Origin of the sequence: Streptomyces cinereoruber, from assembly GCF_009299385.1 — a bacterium.
Lineage (GTDB): Bacteria > Actinomycetota > Actinomycetes > Streptomycetales > Streptomycetaceae > Streptomyces > Streptomyces bikiniensis.
Map to the genome: position 1 here is coordinate 6,100,548 of NZ_CP023693.1, position 11,392 is coordinate 6,111,939.

Here is an 11,392-nt window from a genome sequence, read left to right on the forward strand (position 1 = left end):
CGGGGGAGGTCGTGTCATGAGGGATGCACTGCTCGGTGAACTGTCCGGAAGGACAAGGGGCTTCGCCGACGGCGGAGATCCGGGCCCCGTGCTCGACGAGGCCGGGATCGGATGCGCCGCCGCGCTGATGGAGATCGCCGACGAAGCGCGGGACGCGGGACGGGCGGTGGACGGCGACATCCTGCACACGGTCGCCGCGTACTACTGGGCGCGGTCCCTGGCCCAGGGCGACACCGGGGCGGCGGAGGCCGACCACACGACGGCGCTGGCCGTCTTCGGCCTGTTGTTCATGGCCGACCACCGGCGCGTGCCCCGGACGTTGTGGCCCCTGCTCACCGAGGAGACCGGACACGACCCGTGGCGGGACCCGGTGGACCGCGCGAGCGATCTCGTCCTGGACGTCGAGGAGGGCGGCGACCCGTCCGTCCTCGACGAGGCGGTGGGCCTGCTCCGGGACGTCCCCCCGGGCCCGTACCGCGACACCACGCTCGGTCTCGCCCTGGGGCTGAGGTCCGCGTCCGGCGACCGCCCGGCGGCCGACCGCCTGGCCGACGCCGACTCCGCGATCGAACTCCACGCCCGCGTGGCCGCACTGCCCGAGGAGTCGCCCGCCCGCCAGGCGCGCCGCGGACTCACCCTCTCCGAGGCCCACACCCGGCGCTTCGTCCTCTCCGCCGAGCCCGCCGACCTCGCGGCGGCCGAGTCCACGGCCCGCGCGGCGTTCGGCGAGGCCCCGGAGGACTCGGACGTACGGGCCGGTGCGGCGGAAAACGTGGGCGTGTCGCTCGGCCGCCGCGCCGAGACGGCCCCGCCTCCCGAGGACGCCGCCCTGCTGCGGGAGTCCGTCTCCTGGCTGCGACTGGCGGTGGACCTCCGGACGGACGCGGGACGGGACCCCGGCCGCGCGAACCTCCGCAGGGCCATGGGGATGCTCCTCGACCGGACGGCCCCGGACCCCGGGGCGGAGCCGGAGGAACGGCGAAGGGAGGGGCGGGGACCGGGAGAACGGCGAGCGGAGGAACGGGGAGCGGAGAGGCGGGAGCCGGGGGATCGGGGAGCCGAGGGGCGGGAGCCGGAGGAACCGGCACGGGAAGAACAGCGGGCGGAGGACGCCGCCCCTGCGCCCGGCCCACCCGACCCTCCTCACACCACCCACCGGGCGCGGGAGCTGGCCGGACTCGGCTCGAAGGTCATCGCACGGATCGTGCCGGAGGCCGAGGCGATCCGCCGGGTCGTGGACCCGGACTTCGCGCTCTCGCCGGACGACGTCGCCTCCCTGGTGGCGGGCGCCCTGCGGCTCGTCCGGTCCGGGGAGCCGCAGGAGGCCGTGCCCGCCCTCACCCTCGCCCTGGAGGCCGCCGCCGTCCGATGGGGGACGGACCCCGGAAGCCCCTGGTGGTGGGCGGCCGACGCCTACGTCGAGGCCGCGCGCCTGAGTCTGGTCGGACACCCCGACGGGCTGCTGTTCCGGCGGGCGCACGACACCGTGCGCACCCAGATCGACGCGCTGCGCGCCGCGGCGGACACGGACTCCGGGGCGGGCGGCACCACGGAGCTCGCCGAGACCCTCTTCGCCGCCGGGCTGCTGCACCTCAGCCCGTACGCGGGCCAGTCGACCGGGCTGGAACCCGCCGGCGCCCCGGCGGTCTGGGAGGAACGCGGAAGGCGGCACCGGTCCCTCCACCCGGACGACCCCGCCCACGCCTCGGGCCCGGACATGCCCGCCCCCGAGGAGGCGGTCGAGGCCGCCGTCGGGTACTTCGAGGAAGCCGCCGTGCCGGCGTCGGGGCACGAGCTGGGCCGGGTGCTCAAGGCCCTGGCCGAAGCGCTGTCCTTCCTGGCCGGGATGCGGCAGAAGTCCTACGACCGGGAGATCCTGCGCGCCGCCCGGAAGGCGTTCGACGTCCTGGACCCGCGACGCGATCCGCTGGGCCGGCTGTACCTCCTGCGCGTCCTGCACCACCTCGGCGAACTGTCCCTCCCCGGCGACCTGCGGGGGCTGCTCCCCGTACCCCTCGCGGCCGTCCGGGAACGGCAGGGGCTCCACGAGGCGTCGTGCGTCTTCGCCGAGGCGCTCACCCTCGCCGTGGAGGCCCACCGACCCGATCTCCAGGGGCAGTTGCTCGCGGCGGCCGACCGCGATCTGCCGCGGCTCTCCACGGACCCCCAGCGCCGGCTGCGCTGGTCGAGCGAGGTGCACTGCCTCGCCGGGAGCCGCCTCGGGTGCGAGCCCGGACCGATGCCGGTGGGCCCGCTCGCCGAGCGGGTGCGGGCCGCCGCGCGGGCCGGTGCCTGGTCCGCCGAGGAACGCGCGGCGACGCTCCTGCACCTCGCGGCCCACACCGACCCGGCGCGCGACGGCGAAGCCGGCCGCGCACTCGTCGCCGAGGCCCGGGAACTGGCCCCCGGCCTCTTCCGGCGCCACCACGACGCGCTCTGCTTCCTCGACGCCGTCCTGGCCCACGACACGGCCGTGCACGCCCAGGAACAAGGCCGACCGGGCACCGCCGCACTCCACTTCGCCTCCGCCTCGCACGGCTTCGCCCTGTGCCTGCAGACCGATTTCGTCCTCGCGGCCCTCGACGCGGGACTGGGCTGCGTCCGGGCGGCCGAGGGACCGGCGGTCGAAAGGGCGGCCCTGGCCCTGGTCCCGGCGTCCGTCTTCCTGCGGCAGGGGACGGACGAGACGGTGGCCTGGAAACTGCGCGACCTCTACCAGTCGCTGGTCTTCGAGACGACCGGCCCCACCATCGACCCCCCGGTCATGTCCGGCATCCACCAGGGCGCCAAGGGCATGGAGTTCACCCTCTCGGCGGGACGCCCGGGCGCCCTGGAGTTCTCCCGGCGCCTGCGCGGGATGCTCGACCGCACGAGGCGTGCCGAGGCGGACCTGCCGGAGCCGCTGCCCGACTTCGACCTGCCCGGCGGGGCGGAGACCGCCATGCTGTACTACCTCGGCTCGGGCGAGGCGGAGCAGGAGACGGACCCCGAGGCGGAGGTGCGCAACCTCCAGCGCGCCGCCGACCGCTGGATCAGCACGGAGCTCCGCGCCGCGCGGGGCCCGACGTGGTTCCCCCTGATGCGGCTCGACGAGATCCAGGCGCTCCTGCCCGCGGACACCGTGCTGCTCTCGCTCTTCCTGGGCCAGGTCCGCCACCTGTCCTCGCCCGACCCCGTCCCCGCCGTCCAGGGTCTGGCGGTGACGCGCGAGGACGTGTCCCACCGCACCGTCGTCCTCCCCGGTCTCGCGGGGACGCTGTTCCGGGTCTCCAAGGGCGGCCACACGCTCCACGTGTCGCCCGCCGCGATCCAGGTCGCCGAAGTGCGCCGGGAGATCACCGCCGACCCGCTGCACCGCGACGTGACGCGCACGGCGGCCCGGTTGCTCGCCGAGGACTCCTCCTCCTACCTGGCCGGGTTCACCGCATCCCTGCCGTCCTGGCGCGCCCTGGGCAAGACCCATCTGTGCGTCTGGCCCCACGGCCCCCTGCACTACCTGCCCTTCCACCTGCTCTCCGCCAAGGGGCGCCCGCTGGACGACGACTGGACCGTCACCCAGCTGCCGGGCCTCTCCTCCCTCCTCCACCCCGCACCCGCCGCGCCGCCCTCCCGCGGACTCGCCGCCTTCGCGTACGACAGCGGGGGCACGGACACCCTGGAGGCGCACACGGCGGAGATCGCGGCCGCGATGGGCGGCACCGCCCCGGTCCTGGGGGCCGCCGCCACCCCGCGCCGCTTCCTGGAGGCCCTGTCCGAGGCCCGCTACGTCCACGTGGCCGCCCACGGCTCGCACAACGAATGGGCGCCCTGGTACCAGTGCCTGTTCCTGTCGCCGGACCCGGAACGGGGCGACGACGGGCGGGTGTTCGCCCACGACATCCTCGGCACCGACCTGCGCGGCGTCGAACTCGTCACCATGAGCGCCTGCGAGTCCGCCCTCGGCCGCTTCGACGTCAACGACAACCTGCGCGGTCTGCCCGCCGCCTTCCTCCAGGCCGGGGCCGCCGCCATCGTCGGCTGCCTCTGGCCGGTGACCCCGGAGGTGGCCACCGCGTTCTTCGGCACGCTGTACGAACAGCTCGCCCTCACCGGGGACCGGCGCGCCGCGTTCCGCACGGCCCGGTCCACGACCCGCGCACGCCACCCCGCCCACCGCGACTGGGGCGCCTTCTGCTTCATCGGCGACTGGCGCACCACCACCGACGACCCGCACGGAGCCACCGCATGATCCCTCTCGACCACCCGGCCGGAACGGCGACCCCGCACGACCTCACCCTCCTGCCGGCCCTCCTCCTGCAGGCGCCCGCCCCGCCGCCCCCGCTGACCGGGCGGATCTCCCTGGGCACCCCGGTCGTGCGCCCGCTCACCGGCGCGCAGGCCGCCGGGGGCGACGGCGACTGGGGGGCCTTCCTGGAATCGGAGGCCGACCGGTACGACTACCTGCTCCTCAGCCTCGTCTGTTCCTTCCGCCCCTCCGCCGACGGTGCCCCGTTCACCGACGCGGGCATCGGCATCCGTCTGGAGGCCCCCGGCCTCCCGGCCGACCGGCAGCCCATCGCCTGGTCCCTCTCGCCGAAGAGGCGGGCCGTCCCCGTCGCCCCCTCCGGCTCGCTGACCCTGACCGCCAACCTCATGCTCGTCGACGCGGGCGTGGAGTACACCCCGGGCGGGGGCGGGCAGGAGAAGCTGTTCGTGGTCGGCATGGGCGAACGCGACAGCGATCCCGAGTGGAGGTTCACCGCGACCCCCGACACCCCGCTGGTCGGCGACGAAGCCCTCGCCCTGATCGTCCGGACCCCGGCCGGCGCGCCGGCGCACGCCCTCGTCACGGTGGCCGCGACCGTCAGACAGCGCCGCCTCGGCCTGATCCCGTACCGCGCGGAGCTGCCCCCCGCCCTGCGGACCGTCACCCTCCGGTGATCCCCGCGGGGGCGCCGGAGCGGCGGCCCCGCGCACCGGCCGCCCCACCGGGGCAGACCTACGGCAGCACCCCCGCCCGCCGCGCCGCCACCACCGCCTCCAGCCGGTTGTGCGCCCCCAGCTTCCGCATCGCCGAGCGCAGATAGCCCTTCACCGTCTCAGGGCGCAGCCCGAGCCGGGCGGCCGCCGTCGCGTTCGTCGCGCCCGAGGCGACCGCCGCCAGGACGTCCGTCTCGCGCGGGGTCAGGGCCGGCCCCGGGAGGTCGGAGGGGGCGCCCGAGGCCGTCTCCAGGCGGCCGCAGACCGCCAGGAGCCGTTCCCGCAGCTCCGGGTCCGTAACCTTCGGCGCCAGCTCGCGCAGCTCGCCGTACGCCTGCCGGACCTCCTCCCAGGAGGGGCCCGGCGGGGGCGGGGCCAGGACCTCCCGGACCTCGTCCCGTACCGCCAACGCCTGCTCCAGGTCCCGGGCCGCCGCGACCGCCGCGTCGAAGACCCGCTCGCCGACCGGCAGCGCGTCGCGCAGCGCCCCGTACAGCACGCCCCGCACCTTCCGGCGCACGACGACCGGCACCGCGATCACCGACCGCAGCCCCTCCGCCGACACCGGACCGTCGTACTCGTGGGTGATGTGCCGCGCCGACGGGTAGTCCGTCACCGCGCACGGCCGCCCCAGCGCCAGGCACTTGCCGCCCAGGCCGGAGCCCGCCGAGATCGCGAGCCCGCGCAGGGCCGGTGTCACCGCGCCGTTCAGCTCGCCGATCCGCAGCCCCCGGGTCTCGTGCGTCAGCCCTCCGAAGACCACCGGGAGCCCGGTGGCGCGGCGCAGCCTCAGCAGCGCCCCGCGCAGCTCCACCGACGATTCGACGTGCTCGCGCACCGCGCTCTCCTTCGTGGCCGCCGGCCCCGCCGCGCCGGCCCTCGCCGTCCGCGGGTTCACCCCCGAACGGGGGTGGTGAGACCCGGGTCACTGATTACACGATGTCCGGGACCGGTCCCGCAACGAGGAGGACACATGACGGCAACCAGTGCGACCGAGGAGTTCCGGGCCGCCCGGGACTTCCTCCTGGAGCACCGGGAGGACTACGCGGCGGCCTACGAGGGCTTCGTCTGGCCCCGGCCCGAGCGGTTCAACTGGGCGCTCGAATGGTTCGACGTCGTCGCGGAGGGCAACGACCGCACCGCCCTGCACATCGTGGAGGAGGACGGCTCCGGGACGAAGGTGTCCTTCGCGGAGATGTCCGCCCGCTCGAACCGGGTCGCGAACCGGCTGCGGTCCCTGGGCGTCCGCGCCGGGGACCGGATCGTGGTCATGCTGGGCAACCAGGTCGAGCTGTGGGAGACCGTCCTCGCCGCGATGAAGCTGCGGGCCGTCGTCATCCCCGCCACCCCGCTCCTCGGCCCCGCCGACCTGCGCGACCGCGTCGACCGGGGCCGCGCCCGCCACGTCCTCGTGCGCGCCGAGGACACCGCCAAGTTCGACGACGTCCCCGGCGACTACACCCGGATCGCGGTCGGCGGCGACGGGACGGGGGAGTGGCGGGAGTACGAGCTCGCCTCCCGCGAGTCCGACGCCTTCGAGCCGGACGGCGACACGCGCGCCGACGACACCCTGATGCTGTACTTCACCTCCGGCACGACCGCCCGCCCCAAACTGGTCGAGCACACCCACACCTCGTACCCGGTCGGGCACCTCGCCACCATGTACTGGATCGGCCTCAAGCCCGGCGACGTGCACCTCAACATCTCCTCGCCCGGCTGGGCCAAGCACGCCTGGTCCAACCTCTTCGCGCCGTGGAACGCCGAGGCGACCGTCTTCGTCCACAACTACACGCGCTTCGATCCGGCCCGCCTCATGGACGAGATGGAACGGAACGGGATCACCAGCTTCTGCGCCCCGCCGACCGTCTGGCGGATGCTCATCCAGGCCGACCTGGGGCAGCTGAAGACCCCGCCGCGCGAGGTCGTCGCCGCGGGCGAACCGCTCAACCCCGAGGTCATCGAGGCCGTCCGGCGCGCCTGGGGCATCACCATCCGCGACGGCTTCGGGCAGACCGAGACCGCCGTCCAGGTCTCCAACAGCCCCGGTCAGCGGCTCAAGGAGGGCTCCATGGGCCGCCCGAGCCCCGGCTACCGGGTGACCCTGGTCGATCCGGTGAGCGGCCGTCCGGACGCCGACGAGGGCGAGATCTGCCTCGACCTGTCCGCCCGCCCGGTGGGCCTGATGACCGGCTACCACGGCGACCCGGAGCGCACGGCGGAGGCGATGGCCGGCGGCCACTACCGCACCGGCGACATCGGAGCACGGGACGCGGACGGCTACATCACGTACATCGGCCGCAGCGACGACGTCTTCAAGGCCTCCGACTACAAGATCAGCCCGTTCGAGCTGGAGAGCGCGCTCCTGGAGCACGAGGCCGTCGCCGAGGCCGCCGTCGTCCCCGCCCCCGACCCGCTGCGGCTCGCCGTCCCCAAGGCGTACGTGGTCCTCGCGGCGGGCTGGGAGCCGGGCCCGGAGACCGCGAAGGCCCTCTTCGCGCACTCGCGCGCGGTCCTCGCCCCGTACAAGCGGATCCGGCGCATCGAGTTCGCCGACCTGCCCAAGACCGTCTCCGGCAAGATCCGCCGGGTGGAGCTGCGCCGCCTCACCGCCGAGGGCGGCGGCACCGAGTACGCGGAAGGGGACCTCGCGTGAGCACGCCCAAGGAACTCTCGTACGCGCACGGCACGTCCACCACCCCGCTGCTCGGCGACACCATCGGGGCCAACCTGGACCGGGCCGTCGCCGCCTGGCCCGACCGCGAGGCGCTGGTCGACGTCCCCACCGGGCGCCGCTGGACGTACGCGGAGTTCGGCGCCGACGTGGACCGGCTCGCCGGATCGCTCCTCGGCAGCGGCGTCCGCAAGGGCGACCGGGTCGGGATCTGGGCCGTGAACCGCGCCGAATGGGTCCTCGTCCAGTACGCCACCGCCCGCGTCGGCGCCGTCATGGTCACCATCAACCCGGCCTACCGCGCCCACGAGTTGGCGTACGTGCTCAACCAGTCGGGCGTCTCCCTGCTCTTCGCCTCCCTCGCCCACAGGACGAGCGACTACCGGGCGATGGTCGAGCAAGTGCGGGGAGAGTGCGCGGGGTTGCGCGAGGCGGTGTACTTCGGGGACGCGAGCTGGGACGCGTTCCTCACCCGCACGCCCGGAGAGCTGCGCCCGGAGCCGCTCTCCTGCGACGAGCCCGTCAACATCCAGTACACCTCGGGGACCACGGGCTTCCCCAAGGGGGCCACGCTCTCCCACCACAACATCCTCAACAACGGTTACTTCGTCGGGGAGATGATCGCCTACGGCGAGCAGGACAGGATCTGCATCCCCGTCCCCTTCTACCACTGCTTCGGCATGGTCATGGGCAACCTCGCGGCCACCTCGCACGGCGCCTGCATGGTGATCCCCGCCCCCTCCTTCGACCCCGCCGCCACCCTCCGGGCGGTCCAGGAGGAACGCTGCACCTCGCTGTACGGGGTGCCGACGATGTTCATCGCGGAGCTGAACCTCCCCGACTTCGCGACGTACGACCTGTCCACCCTCCGCACCGGCATCATGGCGGGCTCGCCGTGCCCGGTGGAGGTGATGAAGCGGGTGGTCGCCGAGATGAACATGGCGGAGGTGTCGATCTGCTACGGCATGACCGAGACCTCGCCCGTCTCCACCCAGACCCGCCGCGACGACGACCTGGAGCGCCGCACCGGCACGGTCGGCCGGGTCCTGCCGCACGTCGAGGTGAAGATCGTGGACCCGGCGAGCGGGCTGACCGTGGAGCGCGGCGCGGCGGGCGAACTGTGCACCCGGGGCTACGGCGTGATGCTCGGCTACTGGGACGAGCCGGAGAAGACCGCCGAGGCGATCGACCCCGGCCGCTGGATGCACACCGGCGACCTGGCGGTGATGCGCGACGACGGCTACGTGCAGATCGTCGGCCGCATCAAGGACATGATCATCCGGGGCGGTGAGAACGTCTACCCGCGCGAGATCGAGGAGTTCCTGCACGGTCACGCCAAGATCGCGGACGTCCAGGTGGTCGGCGTCCCCGACGACCGCTACGGCGAGGAGATCCTCGCCTGCGTGATCCCCCGCGACCCGGCCGACCCGCCCACCCCGGAGGAGATCACCGCCTTCTGCCGCGACCGCCTCGCCCACTACAAGATCCCGCGCCGGGTGGAGATCCTCGCGGAGTTCCCCATGACGGTGAGCGGGAAGGTGCGGAAGGTCGAGCTGAGGGAGCGGTACGCGGAGGGCTAGGGCCTGTCGGTGAGGTCCCGGCGCATGCAGACGCGGGGCCAGGCCGCCAGGCCGTGGGCCGCCTCCGCGCGGGCGATCGCGCGCAGGCCCTCGGTGAGGGCCGGGTCGGAGTCGTCGAGCGGGCGGAAGCCGAGCCGGGCGTAGTACGGGGCGTTCCAGGGCACCTCGGCGAAGGTCGTCAGGGTCAGGGCCGTCAGGCCCTCCTTCCCGGCGACCGCCGCCAGGTGCTCGATCAGGGCCCGGCCGACGCCCCGGCGGGCGGCGTCCGGGTGCACCGACACCTGCTCGATGTGCGCGGCGCCGTCGACCGGGTCGGTCAGCAGGTACGCCACCGGACGGTCGGCGGCGTCCGCCGCCACCCAGGCCCGGCCCGCCCGGCGGTACGCCTCCAGGGCCTCCGGGGACGGCGGGTCGTCGTCGGCGATCGCCGCCATGCCGAGGGCGCGGAACGGTTCGCCCGCCGCCCGTTCGATGTCCTGGAGCAGCGGGAGGTCGGCCGCGACGGCCGCTCTGATGCGCATACGACAGTATGACGCGGGACGGGTGCGGGGCGGTCCTCAGGGGCGGGCGGTGCCGCCCGGCGGCGGCCGGTTCCGGTCCGCGTCCCCGGGCCGGTCGAGCAGCCCGCCGTCCCGCGAGAAGCGGGGCAGGAACAGGGCGAGCGCCGGATCCCCGTACAGCGCCACGTACAGCTGGACCAGGCGCCCGTCCGTCACCTCCCGCCGGTGGGCCGGCAGCGGGTACCGCTCGCGCAGCCCGGCGAGCAGCCGCCGCGCCGCGCCGGTCGTGACGGGCAGCCGCAGCAGCACCGCCACCGCCCCGAGGGCCGGCGGCAGGCCGACCGCCAGCACCGCCGGCAGGTCCGCGCGGAACGCCCCCGTCGCGACCGCCCCGACGAGGACGGTCAACGGCACGCAGCCGAGCAGGGCCCGCACCACCCACAGCTGCGCGACCGGCCGCAGCAGCCCGGCCCCGCGCAGCTCGCCGCTGAGCGCGTCCACGGCCCGCCGCGTCTCGGGGCGCTGCGTGAGGTCGCCCAGGGCGAGGGCCCGGCGCAGCGCCCCGTGCACCCCGAGCTGGACCGGGTCACGGGTCCGGCCCGGCCCGCCATTGGCCCGAATCGTATGTTTGCGGCCCGCCGCGACCGCCCCGCGCTGGTGCAGCGCCACGAGCGCCACGGTGACGGCGGCCCGCCGCCCGCCGCGCAGCAGCGCGAGCGCCTGCGGCGTCGGCACGGCGTCCGCGTCCGGCGGACCGCTCTCCCGGCTGCACGTTCGCGCCAGCGCGGCGGCGAGCAGCAGCTCGGCCCACGCCGCTCCGATGAACCACCACATCCCCGTCGGCATGACGCCCACCCCCCAAGGGAGTTGTGCCCGGCGGAGCGTGTTCCTCACGCGTGAATGGCCGATTTCGGATGCCGAGGTGTTGTGGGGGAGGGCGGGGGGCGCGCTTCGCGGGGCGCGGGCGCCGGGTGCGGGCGCGGGGGAGCGTGGACGCGGGGTCAGGCGCCGCCCGAGGCCAGGTCGTCGGCGGCGTGGTTGACCGGCTGCGGGGTGCCGGTCAGGTCGAGGACGAAGAGCGGGAGGCCGATCTCGGCGGCGCGCGTCCGGGCCTCCGGGGTGTAGCCGGCGAGCGAGAAGAACACGCTCGTGGCCGAGGCGCTCAGCCCGTTGAGCCAGAGGCACTCGACCGCCCGCAGCCCGGCGGGGCGGGTGCTCGGGTCCACCTGGGCGACGAGCCCCGGCGCCCGCAGGTCCACCCCGGAGGCGGGCCGCTCCTCGGGCTGGACGACGTCCCGGAAGCCGAGCCAGCGCAGGTACGAGGCCGCGGCGGCCACCGCGTCCCGCCCGGTCCGGATCGTCACGGGCCGGAAGGCACCCCGCGCCGGGGCCGTACGCGGGCCGGTGGGCGGCAGGGGGATGTGGGCGGGGTAGCGCTCGGCGAACGGGCGGTACGGCCCCTGGTGCGGCGGGGCGCCGGAGTCTTGAGGGGCGTCGGAGCCTTGCGGGTCGGCGGGGTCGGTCGGGTCGGCGGGGTCGGAAGCGCGATCGCCGGGAGCACGGCCGCCGGAAGCACCGGGACCACGGGAATCGCCAGGACCTCCCGGACCGCCGGGCGCCCCGCCGGCTCCCGTACCAGCGGACGCCGTACCCGCCCCCGTACCGCCGGACCCGCCCGGGCC

General features: G+C 75.3%; 8 protein-coding genes. 4 read left to right on the forward strand and 4 right to left on the reverse strand.

Going from position 1 to position 11,392, the window contains the following annotated elements; genetic code table 11:
• Nucleotides 1–16 precede the first annotated feature (16 nt).
• Nucleotides 17–4,228 (forward strand): CHAT domain-containing protein, encoded by a 4,212-nt coding sequence (locus tag CP977_RS27505; protein WP_152370993.1) that lies wholly within the window; start codon nt 17–19, stop codon nt 4,226–4,228.
• Nucleotides 4,225–4,920 carry a hypothetical protein gene (locus CP977_RS27510; RefSeq protein WP_109184340.1) on the forward strand — a complete coding sequence of 232 codons (696 nt, stop codon included), beginning with the start codon at nt 4,225–4,227 and terminating at the stop codon, nt 4,918–4,920. The genes CP977_RS27505 and CP977_RS27510 overlap by 4 nt, the downstream gene beginning before the upstream one ends.
• 58 nt (nt 4,921–4,978) lie before the next feature.
• On the opposite strand, the gene CP977_RS27515 is transcribed toward CP977_RS27510, so the two are convergent.
• On the reverse strand, nt 4,979–5,797 hold the full coding sequence (locus CP977_RS27515; RefSeq protein WP_109184341.1) for a helix-turn-helix transcriptional regulator: 819 nt from the start codon (nt 5,795–5,797) through the stop codon (nt 4,979–4,981).
• Nucleotides 5,798–5,932: 135 nt separating this feature from the next.
• On the opposite strand from CP977_RS27515, the gene CP977_RS27520 reads away from it, so the two are divergent.
• Nucleotides 5,933–7,612, forward strand: coding sequence for an AMP-binding protein (locus tag CP977_RS27520; RefSeq protein WP_152370994.1), 1,680 nt, complete (start codon nt 5,933–5,935; stop codon nt 7,610–7,612).
• Complete coding sequence (locus tag CP977_RS27525; protein WP_062751562.1) at nt 7,609–9,210, forward strand: AMP-binding protein; 1,602 nt, start codon at nt 7,609–7,611, stop codon at nt 9,208–9,210. Before CP977_RS27520 ends, CP977_RS27525 begins: the two co-directional genes overlap by 4 nt.
• Here the strand turns inward: CP977_RS27525 and CP977_RS27530 are convergent.
• From CP977_RS27530 to CP977_RS35570, 3 genes are all read right to left on the reverse strand, one after another.
• Nucleotides 9,207–9,731 carry a GNAT family N-acetyltransferase gene (locus CP977_RS27530; protein WP_062751561.1) on the reverse strand — a complete coding sequence of 175 codons (525 nt, stop codon included), beginning with the start codon at nt 9,729–9,731 and terminating at the stop codon, nt 9,207–9,209. The genes CP977_RS27525 and CP977_RS27530 overlap by 4 nt on opposite strands.
• Before the next feature lie 36 nt (nt 9,732–9,767).
• The gene (locus CP977_RS27535) at nt 9,768–10,556 is read right to left on the reverse strand and encodes a TIGR04222 domain-containing membrane protein (protein ID WP_062756773.1); all 789 of its coding nucleotides are present in this window, start codon (nt 10,554–10,556) and stop codon (nt 9,768–9,770) included.
• 155 nt (nt 10,557–10,711) lie between these two features.
• On the reverse strand, nt 10,712–11,074 hold the full coding sequence (locus CP977_RS35570; protein ID WP_423515802.1) for a hypothetical protein: 363 nt from the start codon (nt 11,072–11,074) through the stop codon (nt 10,712–10,714).
• Nucleotides 11,075–11,392 lie beyond the last annotated feature (318 nt).